The sequence below is a fragment of the Providencia manganoxydans genome (genome assembly GCF_016618195.1).
Lineage (GTDB): Bacteria > Pseudomonadota > Gammaproteobacteria > Enterobacterales > Enterobacteriaceae > Providencia > Providencia manganoxydans.
Genome location: NZ_CP067099.1, coordinates 683663 through 704522 on the forward strand (window position 1 = coordinate 683663; position 20860 = coordinate 704522).

Consider the following 20860-nt stretch of genomic DNA (forward strand, 5'->3'; position numbering starts at 1 on the left):
CTTTATTTATGAATATAAACCTTAAGACTTTATTAAGATTGATTTAATTAATAGTGTAACGAAATATAAAGCGGGTATTTTTGTTTTTTACCAAAAAATAAAGCTCCAATCGCTTAAGATGTGGAGCTTATTAGAGGGTTATACGGTTATATTTTAAATTTCGATATTTTTTCATATTAGCTGATTAAGCTACCTGTGGTTCTAACAGCGGAAGGTCATTATCACAAATATCAGCAAGACGGTATAAAGAAGGTGACGTTCCTAAATACGCTCTAAATCTTTTTGCGAATGATTGCTGTGAATCGAATTGGTATTTTAATGCTATATCAATTACTTGCATGTCTGTTGTTCGTAGGTCTTTTGCTGCTTCACTGATCCTTCTACGACGAATATATTCCCCTAAGGGTATACCTACAACTTTACGGAATACCCGCTGTAAGTGCCATTTTGTATACCCAGCATGCTGTGCAATATCATCTAATAATAATCGGTTGGTAAGATTTTCTTCTATCCAAACAATAATATCGGAAACGACAGTAGACTGGAATTGAGTATATCTGTTGTTAGATGAGATGGATAATTTGTTATACATAATGATTTTCCTGCTTGTTAGATTATAAGCATAGCCTCCATTTAGTCGGTTTTAAATAAATAAAGATTAAACAAACTACAATGCCGATTGTTGTTGAGCAATAAAGTGATTTCTACTATGAAAAATAGTGATTACATCGGCATTTACTGTATTTAGCTATTTATCGAGAAATTTTTCTTTTAATATTCTAATTCCAGCATTAGCTGTAACTTTATTGCTAAATTGATAAATAATAATTCTCTTTTGTAGGGAGAGTAATTAATATAACTCACGCTATTTTTGTAACGCAGCGGATAACATTATTAAATTCAAGCTAAATGTGCCCATAGTTTTTTGATTCATAGGGTTAGCTGTAGATAGTAAAATCTTTAAAGATTACAGTTCATATAAAACCAGCCGTTAATACCCATAGCAAATTTTGTGATGGCTGATTTTTCATATTCATCTTCTTGAAATCCTACCTGCTCGTAGAGTCTTTTAGCCCCAAGATTAGATTCAGCCACATACAATGAAACTCTTTTTGCTGGTGTATTGAGCTTGGCATAGTGATTTATCCAAGCTAGGATAAATTTCCCGATGCCTTTCCCTTGGAACCGTGTATCAACCCCAATATAGGCAATATGAGCCTCATCATTTTCAGGTGTGTATTTAAGTAATGAATACACCCATTGTGCTTTTAAAAATGTCAATAAACCATATTTTTTCACCATTCTAATGACGTCATTGATGGGCATTCGTGGCAACTTTTCTGATTGTCCAGAAAGAGAGATACCAAAAGCAGCGACGACGTTGTTTTGATATTTCACTATAAATTGCCTTTCTGATTTATCAGTAAATTGGATTTTCCAGATGTCATCGATCAGCGCTTGCAAAGTTGTATTTTCTGATTTTTTTAACATCACAAATTTGCTTTTAAAGGACTGAAAAAAGAGCGCCGATGATGCTAAGATTGACTCACTAGATAAAGGCTCGATATTGAGTAAGTCTAAGCTAAAATTTTGCTTTTCAATTAGCATAGGTTGGCCTTGTCACGATTAACTAATTATAGATAGAGTAATCAGTCTAGTTTTTTATGTCCAGTGTTTTTGGGAGAAATCTATGTCGGCTCAGACCGAAAGGCAAAAAGCAAAGAAAAAACAAATTATTGATGCTGCGATTAGCTGCTTTATTGAAAAAGGCTTTCATGCAACATCAACTGCTGAAATATGTAAAGCCGCTGGAATGAGCCCTGGGAATTTATTTCATTATTACCCAACCAAATATGCCATTATCGAAGCTATTGCCATAGAAGATCAGCTTTATTTTGAGCAGATCTTAAATTCAGTTGAAGAAGCTAGTTCATCTATTGGATCCGTGATCTTAATGATGACAAGATTGATCGAGCTATATAACGATCCTGACTATGCGCGAATTAGTATCGAAATTTTCGCTGAAGCTAGTCGCAATCCTGAGATTAACCGTATTTTTGTTGAAAACGATAAAAAACTGCGGGATAAGCTGACAGCATTAATCATTGAGGGGCGAAACAAGGGGGAAATAGACCTCCAGCTACACCCTGAGAATACTGCATCTTGGCTAATGACTACAGCTGATGGAACAATCGGTCGTGAATTAATGGATCCCGAATTTAACTGGCAAGAAAGTCTTGATGCTTTTATTTTTATGATTAAGAAAACACTATCAACGTAAAACTCGATTGTTAAAGAGCAATGATTTAAAAAACAGTATTTAAGAACATTGTGGTAGGTGATATGCCTACCTCTAATGTGGAAGATATTTTTTTAATGATAGATAGGTTACAAAGATCATCAGAGCTGCGATAACCGTTACGATATTCATAAGTTGCCAGCCAAGTGAGAAGAATAATACTCCTGCGCCAAGGCTGCCTATTGCGCCAAAAGAGTAAATCAGGAAATCTGTCATACCTTGCACTTTGCCTCGTTCATGAGCTTGATAGCTATGAGGTAATAGGCTGGTAGTGCTAATTAAAATTAAATTCCATGCAAGGCCAACACAAATACCTGACAGTAGATAATTATAAAAATCAGTGCCAAGAAGATTCATTGTGGCAGATAACATCAGTAATAAAATGCCCAAAGAGAGGATCTTTTTCGCACCGATTTTTTGCACTAGATGCCCTGTAAAAAATGAAGGAGCAAACATACTCAGCACATGGCACTGAAATACAATTGCGATCAACGCAAATGAAAAACCATGTTGTTTCATGGAAAGTGGAATAGAAGCAAAAGTAAATACGACTAATGCATAACCAGCAGCACTGACAACAGCAATTAATTTGAGTATTGGCTGTGAGTACAGTTGTTGATAGCTACGCTTTTGGTCAGTGTTATCCTGTTGGTGCAGAGATGTTTTCTTTAATGGGATATTGAGCAATAGCACAAAGGCGATTAGGTAGATAACCACTAATACGCTAAACGGACCCGCAAATGGATACGCGGAAAAAAAGCGCTGCGCTGTTACGGCAAGTGTTGGCCCAATTAAAGCGGCGGCAATACCGCCACTCATAACTAAACCAACTGCTTTAGCATGCAAATATTGAGGCGCTTCTTCAAGTGCAGCAAAACGAAATTGTTTTGCCGTACCAATGGCGACCCCAGTAAAAAATAAGCCAATCGAGAAAAGAATTAAGTTGTGATAAATAATTCCTAAGATGGATAAAATCGCGCCAATCATTCCAGCAATATTGCCAAAGATAAAGCCAAATTTTCTAGAATATTTCTGCATGAAATAGGCAATGGGGATCGTCGCCATAATCAGACCAATATATTGACTCAATAACGGTATTGTCGAATAACTCGGATCTGACGAAAGCGCTTCACCAATGACAACGGCAGTAGAAAGCACAATGGCATTTCCCGTGGTAAATAGTGCTAATGCAATTGTTAACCACCAAACATTTTTTGGCATAACACCCTCTAAAATAAAGAAAATAAATTGATATTGCCGCTACATTTCAATTGTGGATGGCGTTGGATGTTTGGCATCTTACAACTTCAAGTTGACTTGAAGTCAAGGAGGAAGAAATACTATTTTTAACTAGATAATAATATTTCATAATTGAAGATTATTAGATAAATCGTTTGTGTTTATTTAATGTGATATTGATCGCGTTTTACATTCGCGGTATATAAAATTGGAAAAAATGATTGTTATTATGAATTAGATGTGTTTTCTTAAAAGCACTTACACAGAATAATGATTAATAATTTAAACTCAGAATTGATTAATAGGATTAACCCGTGAACATGACTCTTCATCATTCAAACCTACTACTTACCGCGCCACGTGCTGCGGTGGTCGTGCGTGTGGTGGTGGTCGTGGGCTTAGCGCCGTAACGGGTACAAATCAACGCAGATTTAGAACCCCGCCGGCGCGAACCGAGCGGGGTTTTTTTATGACCAACCGCTCGGATCCGCCGCCTAGTGTGAAGGATAAAAATTATGAGCAAGTCGGGCGCAACATCATCAAACAAAACCTGTTTTACAGGCGCTGAACTGATAGTTCACCTGTTGGAAAAACAGGGTATCACCATTGTATCGGGGATCCCCGGTGGAGCAGCACTGCCTTTTTACGATGCTTTAGGGAAAAGTAAACAAATCCGCCATATTCTTGCTCGCCACGAGCAAGGTGCCGGTTTTATTGCCCAAGGCATTGCGCGTACCACGGGTAAAGCTGCGGTATGTATCTCTTCCAGTGGTCCGGGAGCAACTAACCTTGTGACCGCTATTGCTGATGCTAAGCTCGATTCTATCCCATTGGTTTGTATAACAGGGCAAGTACCCTCTTCAATGATTGGGACGGATGCATTTCAGGAAGTCGATACCTATGGTATTTCGATTCCAGTCACTAAACATAACTATTTAGTTCGTGATATCAATGAGTTGCCAAAAGTCATTTGCGATGCATTTCGTATTGCAGAATCAGGACGTCCGGGGCCGGTTTGGATTGATATCCCTAAAGATGTACAAACAGCAACCATTGAGCTTGAAGCATTACCTGAAATTCAGGCAAAAGATAAAGCGCCTAGTTTTGATATGGAAAAAGTCCTGCAAGCAGCCGAAATGATTAATCAGTCCAAGCGACCTGTTCTCTATTTTGGCGGTGGGGTGATTAGTTCTGAATCGACTGAAACAGCGGTTGCTTTTGCTGAAAAAGCCTCATTGCCAACCACCATGACACTTATGGCGCTGGGGACGCTTCCTATGCGCCATCCGCTTTATTTAGGCATGTTAGGTATGCACGCCGCTCGTAGTACTAATATGGTGATGGAAGAATCTGATTTACTCATTGTTATTGGTGCACGTTTTGATGATCGCGCAATTGGTCGAGCAGAAAAATTTTGCCCTAATGCGAAGATCATTCACGTTGATATTGATAAGGCGGAAATCAGTAAAATCAAACGCCCTGATATTGCGATAAATGCGGATGCAGGACAAATTCTTGAGTTATTGTTGCCATTGGTTGAACGAAATCAACGTGAAGAATGGATAACTCGTGTTAATGAATTGAAGCAGAACTATCCATTAAATTTAAGTGAGGCAGATAATCCATTAACTCACTATGGCTTAGTCTTAGCGGCGGCAAGAGCGGCGGGTGAAGAAGCGATAGTGACTACGGATGTTGGGCAGCACCAAATGTGGGCTGCACAGGTTTATCCATTGTCACGTCCACGCCAATGGCTGACTTCTGGCGGTTTAGGCACGATGGGCTTTGGCTTACCCGCAGCAATTGGAGCGGCTTTAGCTAATCCAGATAAGACGATCGTTTGTTTTTCAGGTGATGGCAGTTTAATGATGAATATTCAAGAGCTTGCTACCGCAGTTGAACATCAATTGAATATTAAAATTGTTTTGATGAATAACCAAGCGCTAGGCATGGTTTATCAGCAGCAAGAGCTGTTTTTTGACAACCGCATTTATGCAGCTGCTTATCCATATCAAACTGACTTTATTAAGATAGCGGCGGGGTTTGGTTTGCAAACCTGCGATCTTAATACCGAAGCCGATCCTGAAATGGCGCTTGAAGCCATTATGAACACGAAAGGTCCTTGCTTAATTCATGCCCTGATCGATGTGAACCAAAAAGTTTACCCAATGGTTCCCCCAGGTGCAGCTAACATTGATATGATCGGAGCGTAATTATGGTTTTTGAACATCACCCTATTGCTTTGGAACTTATTGTCCGTAACCATCCAGGCGTTATGTCACATATTTGTGGCTTATTTGCTCGTCGAGCATTTAACGTTGACGGTATCCTCTGTATGCCAATTAAAGATAAAGATGAAAGCCGCATATGGTTGTTGGTACAAAAAGATGAACGTTTGTCGCAAATGATTAATCAAGTTGAGAAATTAGAAGACGTTAGAGAGGTTCGTTTTAGCGACGATCTGCGGTTATTTGAGACAATGCAAAACTACCTACAATAGGTAGGTTAGACTTCAATTTGAAGTGCTTTTTGTTAAATACGTGATGATTATGCTGCCATCGGTTTATTCATCTGCCATCTAGCAGCGTCTTGAATTATTCAAAGTATTTATACTCGTTATACTTCAAGTTGCAGCGTTGTTGACTACGTTCACTCACGCCAGTCACATCGTTTTCTATGCTCCTAGCGATTCGTTCACTTGTCGCCTAGCTGCACCTCGAATTATTTAGAGTATACATATTCAACCTACACTCACCCTGTAGGTTGAATTTTTTTGTGGGTAAATGACACAATCAAAGTACATTTGTTCGTTTTTAAATGATTGGTGTTTCCTAAAGCGAACAATGGTGATATAACAAGCTAAACATCACCGTACTATTAAGTCACCATTGCGAGGTAGATTATTCATGCAAAACAATCTTTATCTTACTGAAACTTATCTTTGTGAAATCCAAACAACCATACTAGAACAGGGACAAGATGACGAAGGTCAATGGGTTGCGCTTACTGATAATATTTTTCATCCTCAAGGTGGAGGGCAGCCCGCAGATACGGCTTGGATTAATGAACAACCCGTTCGTATTAAGAAACATTTGAATGGTTTGGTTGTGGCTTATGTCGCTGAAGAGCTGAAGGCAGGTGTATCTGTAACTGCTAAAATTGATCAAGAAAAGCGTCAACATTATGCGGCGTTGCATACAATGGGGCACTTATTAAGTTGGGAAATGGCACGTTTTGGTTGGAAAGGACAAAAAGGCCATCACTTTCCAGATGAATCACGCGTTGAATTTAGTGCCATTAGCGATGATGCGATCCCACTTGAACAATTAAATGATCAGCAAATCGAGCAGTTAGTGAATGAAAGCTTATTGGGTGATCACCGTGTATCCATAGAACAACGAGGAGATCTGCGCTTATGTAGTGTGAGCGAAGGCGACGAAGTACCATGTGGAGGAACGCATGTAGATTCACTGGGGAAAATCTGCCAATTTGCAATTAAATCAATGAAATTCAAAAAAGGTACTCTACGTATTAGCTATGATGCAAAGCACATTAATGATTAGATACCATCACTAAGGTGTGAATAGGTCATCACGACGGTTGCATTCAGTTCCCCCTCCATACATAAGTAGGAATGGGGGAAATCGCAGCTAAAGGCATAAAAATCGCCTTCTTCTAACAAGACAGTTTGTTCGTTTTTTAAACGCAACATTAATGAGCCGGTATGCAACATAATGTGTTCATGGGTACCGCTCATATGAGCAGGGCTGTTAATGACAGCACCGCGTTTCATATTGAGTTGCCAGATTTCTGAAATATTGCCCATATTAATACGAAACTTGAATTGTTGCGTATAGTCGCCTTGCATTGGTGTTGATTTCACTAAATAGGGGTAAGCTTCGTGCTGGAGAGTGAAGAGGTCACTAAGAGGAAAACGTAGTGCGATCGCAATGGCTTCTAAGGTATCAATTCGCGGGTTAGAATCCCCTGATTCTAGTTTTGACAGTGCCGCTTTTGAGATCCCTGATAAGCGGGAGAGTTCATTTAATGACAGACTTCTTGCTTGTCTCAATAAACGTACTTTTTGTCCAATTTTAATATTAATTTTTTTGTCCACGATTTGCTGTCCCTGAAAGTGAAACTATGCTGTAAATTCTAACATAATAGCCATTTTATGCCAGAAAGGTATTGTTGATAAAATAATCTTTTGGAAATGAAAATAAATTACCTTAAGTACCTTATTTAATCGTTAACTTAAATAGTTCATGAAAAATAATGATGAGGCTATTTTATTTTTCTAGAAGAATTTATAGTGGATAAAAATCTCTCTTATAGGGTTTCACTATGCCATTTGATTTCTTTTCTTTAGAAATGATGATTTGTTTTATCACGTTATTATGTGCTTATTTAGTTTTTGGGATGGCTGGCTTTGGTTCTGCATTGATTGCAACACCAGTATTAGCAATGTATTTGCCATTAAATATGATTGTCCCGATATTGGCGCTGATCGATTTAACAGCAGCGCTGCTTAATCTAATAAAAGATGGTAAAAATGCAGATTATCAGGAAATAAAATGGATTATTCCACTTATGGTGGTTGGTAGCTTGATTGGCGCCGCTATCTTGCTAAAAACACGTCCTGATATCTTGGTTTTACTGTTAGGTATTTTTGTTATCTTTTATGTACTGCATTCATTTTTCTCAAAAAAAGGTCAATCACATTTTTCGAAAGTGCTAGTGATCCCTTTTAGTTTAGTGGGTGGGGTGTTTAGTGCATTATTTGGTAGCGGTGGCTTTATTTATGCCATGTATCTATCCAGTCGTATTGCCGATAAGCAACGCTTTCGCATTACACAAATGACATTAATTGGTTTTAGTACTTTAACGCGAGTCATTATATTTTTGGTTATGGGAGTGTATGTTAATACTGATATTTTATTAATGGCCTTAGCTTTTTCTCCTGCAATGCTACTTGGTATTTGGGCAGGGCGGCATATAACGCTAAAAATATCGCGAGAAGCTTTTTTAAAAATTATTAATATTATTATTTTAATTTCAGGGATTACCTTGTTATATCGCTATTTCTTTATCCTATAAAAATATAAAATATGCTATAATCACCGTTTCAATATCTATGACCTATGGTTATCAAAAACAATCATAGGTTTTTTACCTATTAAATAGACTAAAAATGGATGTTTTCGCTAGAAAACAATTGACATCACAATGAGCTCTGATAATCAGTGTTTACCGCATTTTCGCTATAGCCCTTCTTTTGCTATTTTTACCATTACAACCAGTATTGCCGTCATTGGTATCGTGATTGGATTAAGCATTCCAATGGTGGCTTTACGCTTAAATAATTATGGCATTAGTGAGCTATATATTGGCATTATTTCTGCCGCCCCTGCACTAGGGATGTTTTTAATTGCACCTGTTGTCCAACGCATCGTGTATTGGTGTGGAAAACGACAAGCCATGCTGATTGCAACCGTAGTTTCTGCAATTAGCCTGTTACCTTTGTTGAGCTCATTGCCATTATGGTTATTGTTTCCTTTGCGTTTGATCACAGGGTTAGCAAGTGGAGTATTAATTTGCTTAGGTGAAACATGGATAAATGAGCTATCCCCTGAAAACCGGCGCGGTCGCATTCTTGCTATCTATACAACCGTTTTTACGGTTAGTCAGTTATTAGGCCCTTCTTTTATTGCTTATTATGGTGTTGAAGATAAGTCTCCATTATTAATTTGCACTTTGCTGCATGTGATCTCTGTTGCTCTGTTTTTAATCATGGATCAAAAAATAGGCGATCGTATTTCTGCAACCGCTAGAGAATCGAATTTTTCAATTATTCAGTTTGTTAAAGTTGCCCCAGGTATATGCGCCGGTATCTTATTTTTTGCTTTTTTTGATGGCACGATTTTATCTATGTTCCCGATTTATGGGATGGGAATGGGGCATACGGAAGCTATCGCAGCAATGATGATCAGCGCTATTTTAGCGGGTGATGCAATTATGCAAATGCCATTCGGCTGGTTAGCTGATCATATGAACCGTGAAAAGCTGTATCGTATTTGTGGCGTCGCCACATTATTTGCCAGTTGTATGCTACCACTGCTGATCACCCATACTTATTTAATTTGGGTATTGCTGTTTGTATTAGGGGCAACCGCAGGAGCAATTTATACCATTGCTTTGGTTCAAATAGGGCAATACTTTAGTGGTAATGACCTCATTATAGCTAATGCGGCAGCAGCCATGTTATGGGGTGTTGGTAACTTATCGGGGCCACTATTAGCAGGAGTGGCGACATCGATTTCCCCATCGGGTTTACCTTTATTACTTATCGTAATTGCCGCACTTTTTTTATGGTTTACCCGCCGTAAATATAGTGCACAGGTCGCTCAAGAAGCTTAATCGTCATTAATTGGGTGTCAATAATTACACCCAATCTCCACTTATTCGATTGCCTTATAGACGACCAAATTCTCTGTAAATTCATCAGGACGATGATTGGTCCAAAATAGCGTCATACCTGATGGTGGTGGGTTAATCTGTTTTGATAAGACGATTAACCAACGGCATTGTTCAGGCTTTTCGAAACGATCTTGTCGTTGATGTAAGATTTTTGTGTAGTAATACAGCATTGGCGCTTCTGATTCACCAATGTTATCGGAAGCCATGCAATCATCAGCTTTATAGTTGCCTTTTAGTTGCTGGTTTAAGTCAACAAATACAGTTTCAAAACCTTTACTATAATCAATCCAGCCTACAAATAAGCTTAAGATCACTCCCCACATAATACACATACCGAGCGCCCAGTTTTGTATAGCGCGTAATGCAATCTGTGGGCTCACAAAGAGACTTCTTGAAAACCACACGGTAGTTAAGAGAAGTGCGCCGATAAATCCCCATATTGAAAATGACATTTGGTAGCTCATGGGGAGCCATCTGCCAAATGGGGCTAGCCATGTTGATGCTTTATCTGCTAAAGCTACGAAGTAGCAGGCCCACAAAAAGATAATCAATAGGGACCATAACATGGCTGAAAAATGGGAAAAGATGCGCAAGATTTTTTCAGGTAGGCGTAACAGGGTATGCGTACCCAGTATCGCCAGCGATGCAATAAAAGGGAGTAGGTAAAGTGCACGTCCACTAGCAGAAATTTGTAAAAGTAAGATCCCTAACAAAGGAAACATGGTGACCAAGTAAATATTGGGATTGTGTAAGCGTTTTAATGGATTTCTAAAAAAGTAAAGAACGGCCAGTATCCCTGATGGCAGAGCAAAAAAAGCAACAGCGGAAGGGATACGGGTTAAATTTGCTTTAGCTCCTAGTTTTTCAACGGAAAAACCTAAGAAGCGACCAATATTGTTTTCCCAAATCCATGTGATAAAGAGGTCGGGGTGCTGGCGGTATAATAAAATAGGCCAAGGCAAAATCAATAAAAGAGCAACTAACCCAGCAATAATTGCCGGTAACCAGAACATTTTTTGACGACATTGAGGCAGGAAGATGGGTGCAAGTAGTAGACTGAGCCATAGCACACCAGGTACAAACAAGCCTTTTGATAACATTGTGATTACGGTGCCAATCATTAGCCATAGTGCAGACATAATGATTTTTTCTTGGCGTATCAGCCCTTGAATACCATATAAACCAATAGTTGCTCCTGTAATTAACGCCACATCGGTGAACATATCGTGGCTGTGCCGTAAGATACCGGGAGCGCAGACATACAAAGCAAAAGCAATCCAAATACGTTTGTCATTGAAATCATTGGTATTAAAGGCACGACGAGCAAGTAAGATAAAGAAGGAAAAATTAACGACCATAAACAGCAAACTTGCACTACGCGCTGCATCATAAAGTGGCATAAATCCAGACAATAGATGAGAGGTTATGGTAGCAACCCAGTAATAAAGAGGAGGCTTCTCCATAAAGGGTTCACCCGCATTGGTGGGGACTAGCCAGTTACCGGTTTCAAACATGGTTTGAATAATACCAAAGCTGTAGTTTTCATCTTGTTTCCACGGGGTATGCCCATAAATACCAGGCAAAAGGTAGATAATTAGAAAACCAACAAATAAAATGAATGACAAGTTCTTAGGTAATGATAATTTTTGCATTATTTCTACAGTGAATATATATTCGCGATTGATAGTTTTTGCTGAAATTGGATTCTATCTTAGTGAAATTAAATTAAAGCTCAACAATGGAAAATTTTAATATTATGAATTTAAAGTTAATTTTAATTTAATTTATCATGGCTAGAGTATAGGCTAACAAAGAAAAATGCTTTCTAATAAATGTCATTCATAAAACTGATTTTTTAATAATTAAAATCGAATATTTATCATTCTTTACGAAAAACGTCTTTAATTATAACAAAATATTTATTAACTACACTTAAATGGGGTATGAAATCTATTTTAGAACTTAAATATGGCTATATTTAAGCACTTAATTCTCTGTCATGTATGACTTTTTTGAATATACTCGTCATCCTGCAAGTTGCAGGGCTTTTTGTTAAGACATAAGAGACTACGCGACGCTCGCGATTATCTATGCTCCCCCGACTATCTTCGCTTGTCGCTTAGCTGCAACTCGGCATATGCTGCTATGCTTCATGTTATCGCACCGTTCGTCAAGGCATCGTGATTATATTCATTCGTTACTCCTCATCTACTGCTGTATTCTTCTCGTGTTCCATTCATTTGGCGATTAGCCGTGCTTAGGGGAGTTTTAAGTAGATGGAGATATTCCAAGCGGATTTTTAGAAACAAGAGTGGTAATTTAACTTAAGTTATAGGTAATTTGGACTATCACTCGACTTAACTCGAAAACACTTGATCATCACGCCTATTTCGATTGATAATTGCACGCTTCATTATCCGCCATCCCGTATCAATAAAGCCAAACGATTGCGTCACGAACCATTCACTGAGGTCATGTCTTAATGGATCGTTCTGTTTTTTAAAAAGGTAATCGTTTTCGTCAGTGGGTGTGGTCGCGTTTAGTCATGTTTAGCAGGGGTATCTCCATGTCTGGCCAACAGGCTTCAACCAATTGTAAATTGGATAAATATTTTAAAATTTCAGCGCGCGGCTCCTCCGTTCGCCGTGAAATCATTGCGGGTTTAACCACCTTCTTGGCAATGGTCTATTCCGTCATTGTTGTTCCCGGAATGTTAGGACAAGCAGGTTTTCCTCCTACCGCCGTGTTTATTGCGACTTGTTTAGTTGCTGGTTTTGGCTCACTGCTGATGGGGCTATGGGCTAATTTACCTATGGCGATTGGCTGTGCGATTTCATTGACTGCATTTACCGCTTTTAGCTTGGTATTAGGACAACAAATTAGTATTCCAGTCGCTTTAGGCGCAGTGTTCTTAATGGGATGCTTATTTACCATTATTTCTGTCACGGGGATCCGTAGTTGGATCCTACGTAATATGCCAATGGGAATTGCGCATGGTACAGGTATTGGTATTGGCTTGTTTTTACTACTCATTGCAGCAAATGGTGTTGGTTTAGTGGTTAAAAACCCGAATGCAGGCTTACCTGTTGCACTTGGTGATTTTACGTCTTTCCCTGTATTGATGGCTCTCGCTGGTCTAGCTGTGATTTTTGGTTTAGAAAAACGCCGTGTACCGGGTGGTGTGTTGTTAGTCATTATTGCGATTTCAATCATTGGCTTGATTTTTGATCCTGCGGTCAAATACCAAGGCTTCTTTAAGCTACCGTCTCTGGGAGAAGATGGCTTATCGCTGATTTTTAATATGGATATCATGGGGGCTTTACAACCAGTGGTATTGCCAAGTCTATTGGCACTTGTGATGACTGCGGTATTTGATGCGACAGGTACCATTCGTGCGGTTGCTGGTCAAGCCAATTTGCTAGATAAAGACGGTCAGATCATTGATGGTGGTAAGGCTTTAACTGCCGACTCCGTCAGTAGCATTTTCGCAGGGGCTATCGGTGCATCTCCAGCCGCAGTGTACATTGAATCAGCAGCAGGTACTGCCGCTGGGGGGCGTACAGGTTTAACTGCTGTCGTGGTTGGCGTTCTGTTCCTTTTCATCCTCTTTTTATCTCCGCTATCGTATTTGGTTCCCGCATATGCAACAGCACCGGCTTTGATGTATGTGGGGTTATTGATGCTAAGTAACGTGTCTAAGTTAGATTTTGATGACTTTGTTGATTCAATGTCTGGTTTATTATGTGCCGTGTTTATCGTTCTTACTTGTAATATTGTTACAGGTATTATGTTGGGCTTTGCAGCACTTGTGATTGGGCGTATTTTTGCAGGGGAATGGCGTAAGCTAAACATTGGAACTGTGGTTATCGCAGTGCTTTTGGTGGCGTTTTATGCTGCTGATCTGGCAATATAGCACCGTTTAATCTGTTATGGCGGTCATGATGACCGCCCTCTAATGTATTATCGCGATTAATCTTAAAGTTTGAATAATTTTCCCGACTAAGCATCAGTTAACGATAGAATATACTCTAAATAATTCGAGGTGCAGCTAGGCGACTAATGAATGAGTCGCGAGGAGCATACAGTAGTATGTAACTGGCGCGAATGAATACAGTCACGATGCCTTAACGAAAAACGCTGCAACTTGAAGTATCACGAGTGTAGGTATAAGGCGGTGAATCAAGTAAAACCTGCGGGTTTTCACGAGTTGCTGGCTACTGAAAAATTTTATGGCCTAACGAGTTACCAAATATTCTGTTGCGATGGGCCATATTTGGGTTTTGGTTCGTTTAGCTAATCAGTAAGGGCAACATGGAAATTTTCTTTACTATTCTTATCTTGATCTTGGCAGTTTCTGTTTCTGGTGTAGTGACAAAAGTCCTCCCAGTTCGTGTTCCATTACCCTTAATTCAAATCGCGATAGGTGCCTTGCTTGCATGGCCTCAGTTCGGCTTGCATGTCACATTTGACCCTGAATTATTTATGGTGTTACTGATCCCACCTCTACTATTTGTTGATGGTTGGAAAACACCAACACGTGAATTTTTCCAGAATGGTCGAGAGATATTCATCCTTGTGTTAGTACTGGTATTGGTCACCGTTGTGGGGATCGGTTACCTAATATATTGGCTGATGCCGGGGATCCCTTTAATTGCTGCTTTTGCACTTGCGGCGGTACTCTCACCAACCGATGCGGTAGCACTCTCTTCCATTGTCGGTAAGGGGCGTATACCTAAGCGCATGATGAGTGTGCTAGAAGGGGAAGCATTGATGAACGATGCTTCCGGCCTTGTGGCTTTAAAATTCGCGGTCGCTATTGCGATGGGAACCATGGTGTTCTCCGTTTCAGGGGTGACTATCGAATTCTTCAAAGTGGCTGTGGGGGGCTTATTAGCGGGTGTCGTGGTGACATGGGTATACAGTAAGTCTTTACGTCTAATGAGCCGCTGGAGCGGTGATGATCCCGCAACACAGATCGTCTTTATGTTATTGCTACCGTTCGCATCCTACATGATTGCAGAGCATATTGGTTTTTCAGGCATTTTAGCTGCGGTAGCAGCAGGGATGACAATTACCAAATCAGGTGTGATCCGTAATGCGCCACTGGCGATGCGGTTACGTGCGGACAGCGTTTGGTCAATGCTAGAGTTCGTATTTAATGGTCTGGTATTTATCATGCTAGGCTTGCAGCTGCCGGGAATTTGGCAGACTTCAGTGATCCAAGCAGAACTGGATCCTAGTGTTGAAACATGGATGCTATTTGCTGCGGTTGCGGTTATTTATTTTGCTTTACTGATTTTACGTTTTTGCTGGTTATGGTTAATGAAAAGGTTTAGTCGCCTATTCTTAAAGAAAAAACCATTACAGTTTGCCAACTATACTGTGCGTGAATTATGGCTAGCTTCCTTTGCCGGGGTACGTGGTGCGATCACCTTAGCTGGTGTGCTCTCTGTTCCGTTGTTTTTAAGTGACGGCTCACCATTCCCTGCGCGTTATCAACTGGTATTTATTGCCGCAGGGGTGATCTTATTTTCAATCTTTGCTGGTGTGATAGCGTTACCGCTGCTACTGCATAATTTTAAAGTCGGTGATAAAGAAGCTGACATCAATGAAATTCGTATGGCAAAAGCTGCAATGGCTGAAGTTGCGATTGTTAGTTTAAATAAGATGGAAGAGCGTTTATCTGCTGATGTTGATGAAAAGTTGGATCCTGAAGATATCAGTGAGGTGGCTTCTAGGGTTACGGGTTACTTACGTCGGCGTACGGCGGGGCAAGATGAAATCGACCATAACTTATTGATTGAAGATCTTGAACGACGTTTTCGATTAACGGCATTACGTGCTGAACGCGGTGAATTATATCATTTACGTGCAACACGCAAGATCAGTAATGAAACATTGCAATCGTTACTGGTTGATCTCGACTTATTAGAAGCGGTTTTGATAGATAAGGAACATTAGCGCCTGTTTATCTTTACTGATCATATAAGAGATTAAAAAACAGACTGATTAATTGGCTAACTCTTTATGGTTTGAGTGTTGCCCTACGAGTTCGATTAAAGAACGTTTTACTTATTTGATACGATGTTGAGAGGCTCTTCTCTAGTCACTAGGTGGCGAACCTCTCGCCTTATTTAAAATGTTTTTAATTTGAATAAAAACTCACCTTTAAAGATAAACAAGCTCTATTTGAGAACGATATCATCATGTGGTTATTGGTAATTACGACGCTGCTTTGGGCAGCGTCTTTTAGTCTGATTGGGGAATTTCTTGCTGGGCGAGTAGACAGCTGGTTATCTGTTTTAATACGGGTTGCATTTGCCGCATTCGTTTTTCTGCCATTTTTACGTTGGCGCGGTTTTAGTGCCAAAATCATAGCACTGTATATGTTAGTAGGTGCATGCCAACTAGGTATTATGTATTTCTTTGTTTTCCAAGCTTATAAATACCTTAGTGTTGCAGAATTCCTCTTATTTACGGTGTTAACCCCCCTTTATGTAACATTGATTTATGATTTATTGGAACGTCAACGGCTACGAAAGGGCTATTTGTTTAGTTCTTTGTTGGCAGTTATTGGTGCAGCAATCATTCGTTATGATCACTTGAGCGAATCTTTCTGGCTAGGGCTTGTGTTTGTGCAGTTGGCAAATATTTTCTTTGCGGTTGGTCAGGTAGGTTATAAGCGTTTGATGGAAGTTCATCCGATCCCACAGCATCAAGCTTTCTCATGGTTTTATATTGGCGCAACGCTAGTGGCGCTCACTGGGTGGCTGCTCTTTGGTAATAAAACGATGATACCCACAACTCATGCACAATGGTGGGTTTTATTATGGCTGGGGGTTGTTGCCTCAGGTATTGGTTATTTTATGTGGAATTACGGTGCAACCAAAGTGGATGCCGGAACCCTTGCTATTATGAATAACATGATGGTTCCAGCAGGGTTACTGGTAAATTTCGCTATTTGGCAACAACATCCAGATTGGCTGAGTTTTACCATTGGAGCGAGCCTAATTGTTGCTTCTCTGTGGGTGCATAAGCGTTGGATACTTTTACCGCCTTCACATAAGACAAGTTCTCCACAGCGTGACTAGCCGCTGTTTTAGTAAAAGCGTCAATAGCTGGTTGGCGTTGCTCACCTTCACGGCAGGCAGCGTATAACCGGCTCCATAAACCACTTCCTAGCGTTTTTGTTGTGATCAAGCCTTGCCTCTCGAATGAATCTACCGCCCAATGAGGCAATGCAGCAATGCCCATTTTTGCCGCGACCATTTGAATTAAGATCAGCGTGTTATCGACGGTTTTAATATTTGGTGAAACGCCAGCGGGTTGGAGGAAATGTCGCCATACATCAAAACGATTACGCTGTACTGGGTAAATTAGCAAAGTGTCATCAGCGAGATCGTGCGGCTCAATAATTGGCTTTCTTGCTAATGGATGATCATTCGCCACAATCAGCTTCACTTCATAATCAAATAGCGGTGTGTAGTGAATTTCTTTGTCAGCCAAAATATCGGATGTCAGCACAATATCCAGCTCTCTTGACAGTAACTCAGGCTGTGGGTCGAAGGTTACCCCCGATTTAAAATCAACAGAAACTTGTGGCCAAGTTTGCCTAAATTGCTGCAATGCAGGTGTCAGCCACTGAATACAACTATGGCATTCAATTGCAATACGCAACGTTGAAACTCCGGGTTCATTACAAATACGGATCGCATCTTTCACCAGCGGTAGCACTTGCTGTGCGAGTTGTAATAATACTTCCCCTTGTGGCGTAAAACGCAGCGGTTGGCTTTTACGAACAAATAACTTAAAGCCAAGGCGGTGTTCTAAGTCACTAAATTGATGTGACAAAGCAGACTGAGTCTGATGTAAGTACGTTGCAGCGGCGGCTAATGAGCCGTGTTGGTTGAGCGCTTGCAGCGTTTTTAAATGTTTTAATTCGATCATGAGAAACCTTCAAGATGACAATGAATAATTTGCGCTTGTGCTTTATACAGTACCTGTTGATTATAGATGTGTAAACATCTAGACGGCTAAATATTTTAAGGGGTCAATATGTCTGTTATAAATCATACACTTGGTTTTCCTCGTGTCGGTCTGAAAAGAGAACTAAAACGCGCACAAGAAGATTATTGGGCAGGCAAGATTGACCAAGCCGCACTTCTAGAGACTGGGCGTGAATTACGTGCTCGCCATTGGCAGCAACAAAAAGAGCAGGGCGTAGACCTGTTACCTGTTGGCGATTTTGCTTGGTATGACCAAGTACTCACCACAAGCTTGCTGCTGGGGAACGTACCTCCACGTCATCAAAATGAAGATGGCTCAATTGATTTAGATACACTGTTTCGTGTGGCTCGCGGTCGTGCACCAACCGGTAAGCCAGCGGCAGCGGGGGAAATGACCAAGTGGTTTAATACTAATTATCACTACATCGTGCCTGAATTTCAAAAAGGGCAAAAATTCAGTTTGTCATGGACACAGTTATTTGATGAGGTCGATGAAGCGCTTGCTTTGGGTCATAACATCAAACCTGTCGTAATTGGCCCAATTACTTATCTGTGGCTAGGTAAAGTTAAAGGTGAATCATTCGATCGTTTATCTTTGCTGAATGAGTTATTACCTGTATATCAAGAAATTCTTTCACGTTTAGCGCAAAAAGGCGTTGAATGGGTGCAAATCGATGAACCTGCACTAGTTCTAGATTTGCCTACCGAATGGCAACAGGCGTACAAAACGGCTTATCAAGCCCTTACAGGAAAAACTAAGCTACTCTTAACCACCTATTTTGATGGTATCAGCCACCATTTAGACGTGATCAAGCAATTGCCAGTACAGGGTTTGCATGTAGACGTGGTTGCAGGGCGTGATGATATTGCCAACTTACACAATGCGTTACCTCAAGAGTGGGTATTATCATTAGGCATTATCAACGGCCGTAACGTTTGGAAAGCCGATTTAGGTGAAAAATTTGCGCGTGTAAAACCGTTATTAGGTCAGCGTACATTATGGATCGGTTCATCTTGCTCGTTGCTGCATAGCCCAATTGATCTCAATGATGAAACTCGTTTGGATGCAGAGGTTAAAAGTTGGTTTGCATTTGCACTACAAAAATGTGCTGAATTAGCCCTATTGAGCAAAGCACTTAATCAGCCAACAGAACAGCATATAGCTGAGTTAGAACAATACAGTGCGCCAATTCGTGCACGTAAAACATCGACGCGAGTTAACAATGCTGAGGTAGCTAAGCGTTTACAAGCGATCCGTGAAGGCGATGCAGAGCGTAATAGCGCATACCCAGTAAGAGCACAGCGCCAACGTGAACGTTTCAATTTACCGCTGTGGCCAACAACAACGATTGGTTCGTTCCCACAAACCAGTGATATTAGAACACTGCGTCTTGACTTCAAAAAAGGCAATGTTGACAAAACGCATTATCGTACCAATATCAGCGAGCACATTAAGCAAGCGATTAAAGAGCAAGAGCTGCTTGATATCGACGTTTTGGTGCATGGTGAAGCAGAACGTAACGACATGGTGGAATACTTCGGTGAACATTTTGACGGTTATGTATTTACTCAAAACGGCTGGGTACAAAGCTATGGATCACGTTGCGTAAAACCGCCTGTCATCATTGGTGATATTAGTCGTCCTGAAGCCATTACGGTTGAGTGGGCTAAGTACGCTCAATCTTTGACAGAAAAGCCGGTCAAAGGCATGTTGACAGGGCCTGTCACGATCCTCTGCTGGTCGTTCCCACGTGAAGACGTTAGCCGTGAAACGATTGCGAAGCAAATTGCGTTAGCGTTACGTGATGAAGTGGACGACTTACAAAAAGCAGGTATTGGGATTATTCAAATTGATGAGCCAGCACTGCGTGAAGGGCTGCCACTGCGTAAAGATGAGTGGGCTGAATACTTAAATTGGGCGGTTGATGCCTTTAAACTCAGCGCAGCGATTGCAGAAGATGATACACAGATCCACACGCATATGTGCTATTGCGAGTTCAATGACATCATGGATTCGATTGCAGCACTCGACGCAGACGTGATCACCATTGAAACTTCGCGTTCAGATATGGATCTTCTAGATGCATTCGAAGACTTCGACTATCCTAATGAGATTGGGCCGGGTGTTTACGATATTCACTCACCAAACGTACCGAATGTCGAATGGATTGTCGCGCTATTGAGAAAAGCAGCAAATCGTGTGCCGGTAGAACGTTTATGGGTGAACCCAGACTGTGGTTTGAAAACACGTGGTTGGACAGAGACTCGTCAATCATTAGCCAACATGGTTGAAGCAGCGAAAAAGCTGAGAAATGAATATCAAAGCTAGTTAACAGTTTATTAGTAAAGAAGAAAACAGCAGGTTAAGCAAACGCTAACCTGCTGTTTTTTTTAATGATGATTAACCAAACAGTTTTTCTTTTAGCATGTTCATGCCAACTGCCGTTAAATCGACATTTTCTGGGATCACGCCTTCTGGGGTCGCATTACTGACCAGTTTTGGTAAATATTTAGCAATCAGCTCAGCCGTTTCTTGTGGATCAAACCCAACTTTTTGTGCGAGTTGCTGAATATCTAAATTACCAAACACTTGAATAAGCTGATTAACGCTAACAGGCAAGTTTTCGCTATTACCGATCCATGACTGAATGATGTCACCTAAGCCTTGTTGATTAAATTTATCAGCCACTCCGGCTAACCCGCCTTGCTTATCAATCCATTCAACAACAGATTGAAACTGACTCATTTTATCCCCTGCAACCATAGTGACCAGTTGATCGAACAGACCCATTTTTACTCCTTGCTATCGCGCTAAAACCACTAAAAATTAATTAATCGG

At 40.5% G+C, this 20860-nt stretch carries 18 protein-coding genes; 11 read left to right on the forward strand and 7 right to left on the reverse strand.

All coding sequences use genetic code 11. The annotated features are described in order from the left end of the window. Nucleotides 1-184: 184 nt before the first annotated feature. Nucleotides 185-592, reverse strand: coding sequence for a helix-turn-helix domain-containing protein (locus JI723_RS02950; RefSeq protein ID WP_070927573.1), 408 nt, complete (start codon nt 590-592; stop codon nt 185-187). Nucleotides 593-960: 368 nt separating this feature from the next. Next, on the reverse strand, nt 961-1608 hold the full coding sequence (locus tag JI723_RS02955) for a GNAT family N-acetyltransferase (protein WP_272581099.1): 648 nt from the start codon (nt 1606-1608) through the stop codon (nt 961-963). 82 nt (nt 1609-1690) lie between these two features. Here JI723_RS02955 and JI723_RS02960 point away from each other — a divergent pair, with 82 nt between their 5' ends. Further along, entirely contained in the window at nt 1691-2281 is a 591-nt protein-coding gene (locus JI723_RS02960) for a TetR/AcrR family transcriptional regulator (protein WP_272581098.1), read from the forward strand. Nucleotides 2282-2353: 72 nt separating this feature from the next. Here the strand turns inward: JI723_RS02960 and JI723_RS02965 are convergent, their stop codons facing one another. Beyond that, nucleotides 2354-3520: an MFS transporter gene (locus tag JI723_RS02965; protein ID WP_272581097.1), complete on the reverse strand. Its 1167-nt coding sequence runs from the start codon at nt 3518-3520 to the stop codon at nt 2354-2356. A gap of 338 nt (nt 3521-3858) precedes the next feature. On the opposite strand from JI723_RS02965, the gene ivbL reads away from it, so the two are divergent. The 4 genes from ivbL (at nt 3859) to JI723_RS02985 (ending at nt 7101) form a co-directional block, all read left to right on the forward strand. Next, nucleotides 3859-3948, forward strand: coding sequence for an ilvB operon leader peptide IvbL (gene ivbL / locus JI723_RS02970; protein WP_154598840.1), 90 nt, complete (start codon nt 3859-3861; stop codon nt 3946-3948). Between the two features lie 105 nt (nt 3949-4053). Next, nucleotides 4054-5751, forward strand: a complete 1698-nt coding sequence (gene ilvB / locus JI723_RS02975; RefSeq protein WP_272581096.1) for an acetolactate synthase large subunit — start codon at nt 4054-4056, stop codon at nt 5749-5751. A 2-nt stretch (nt 5752-5753) separates the two neighbouring features. Next, a complete protein-coding gene (gene ilvN / locus JI723_RS02980; RefSeq protein WP_070927583.1) occupies nt 5754-6038 on the forward strand; it encodes an acetolactate synthase small subunit in 285 nt (94 codons plus the stop codon). Nucleotides 6039-6444: 406 nt separating this feature from the next. Further along, nucleotides 6445-7101 (forward strand): alanyl-tRNA editing protein, encoded by a 657-nt coding sequence (locus JI723_RS02985; RefSeq protein WP_070927585.1) that lies wholly within the window; start codon nt 6445-6447, stop codon nt 7099-7101. On the opposite strand, the gene JI723_RS02990 is transcribed toward JI723_RS02985, so the two are convergent. Beyond that, complete coding sequence (locus tag JI723_RS02990) at nt 7098-7655, reverse strand: helix-turn-helix domain-containing protein (RefSeq protein WP_140179019.1); 558 nt, start codon at nt 7653-7655, stop codon at nt 7098-7100. The genes JI723_RS02985 and JI723_RS02990 overlap by 4 nt on opposite strands. Nucleotides 7656-7882: 227 nt before the next feature. On the opposite strand from JI723_RS02990, the gene JI723_RS02995 reads away from it, so the two are divergent. Continuing rightward, nucleotides 7883-8635, forward strand: coding sequence for a sulfite exporter TauE/SafE family protein (locus tag JI723_RS02995; RefSeq protein WP_272581094.1), 753 nt, complete (start codon nt 7883-7885; stop codon nt 8633-8635). Nucleotides 8636-8764: 129 nt separating this feature from the next. Beyond that, complete coding sequence (locus JI723_RS03000) at nt 8765-9955, forward strand: MFS transporter (protein ID WP_337979768.1); 1191 nt, start codon at nt 8765-8767, stop codon at nt 9953-9955. Nucleotides 9956-9996: 41 nt separating this feature from the next. Here the strand turns inward: JI723_RS03000 and JI723_RS03005 are convergent, their stop codons facing one another. Then, nucleotides 9997-11667: an ArnT family glycosyltransferase gene (locus JI723_RS03005; RefSeq protein WP_337979769.1), complete on the reverse strand. Its 1671-nt coding sequence runs from the start codon at nt 11665-11667 to the stop codon at nt 9997-9999. Between the two features lie 908 nt (nt 11668-12575). Here JI723_RS03005 and JI723_RS03010 point away from each other — a divergent pair. The 3 genes from JI723_RS03010 (at nt 12576) to JI723_RS03020 (ending at nt 17106) form a co-directional block, all read left to right on the forward strand. Next, on the forward strand, nt 12576-13928 hold the full coding sequence (locus JI723_RS03010) for an NCS2 family permease (RefSeq protein ID WP_404826950.1): 1353 nt from the start codon (nt 12576-12578) through the stop codon (nt 13926-13928). Between the two features lie 398 nt (nt 13929-14326). Beyond that, nucleotides 14327-15976, forward strand: coding sequence for a Na+/H+ antiporter (locus tag JI723_RS03015; RefSeq protein WP_140179026.1), 1650 nt, complete (start codon nt 14327-14329; stop codon nt 15974-15976). Nucleotides 15977-16221: 245 nt separating this feature from the next. Beyond that, nucleotides 16222-17106, forward strand: a complete 885-nt coding sequence (locus JI723_RS03020; protein ID WP_272581091.1) for a carboxylate/amino acid/amine transporter — start codon at nt 16222-16224, stop codon at nt 17104-17106. Here JI723_RS03020 and metR read toward each other — a convergent pair. Beyond that, nucleotides 17006-17962, reverse strand: a complete 957-nt coding sequence (gene metR, locus JI723_RS03025) for an HTH-type transcriptional regulator MetR (protein ID WP_070927595.1) — start codon at nt 17960-17962, stop codon at nt 17006-17008. The two genes, JI723_RS03020 and metR, sit on opposite strands and share 101 nt — an antisense overlap. Before the next feature lie 108 nt (nt 17963-18070). Between metR and metE the strand changes: the two genes are divergently transcribed. Further along, on the forward strand, nt 18071-20350 hold the full coding sequence (gene metE / locus JI723_RS03030) for a 5-methyltetrahydropteroyltriglutamate--homocysteine S-methyltransferase (protein ID WP_272581090.1): 2280 nt from the start codon (nt 18071-18073) through the stop codon (nt 20348-20350). Between the two features lie 72 nt (nt 20351-20422). Here metE and JI723_RS03035 read toward each other — a convergent pair whose 3' ends face one another. Beyond that, nucleotides 20423-20812, reverse strand: coding sequence for a YidB family protein (locus JI723_RS03035; protein ID WP_318708174.1), 390 nt, complete (start codon nt 20810-20812; stop codon nt 20423-20425). Nucleotides 20813-20860 lie beyond the last annotated feature (48 nt).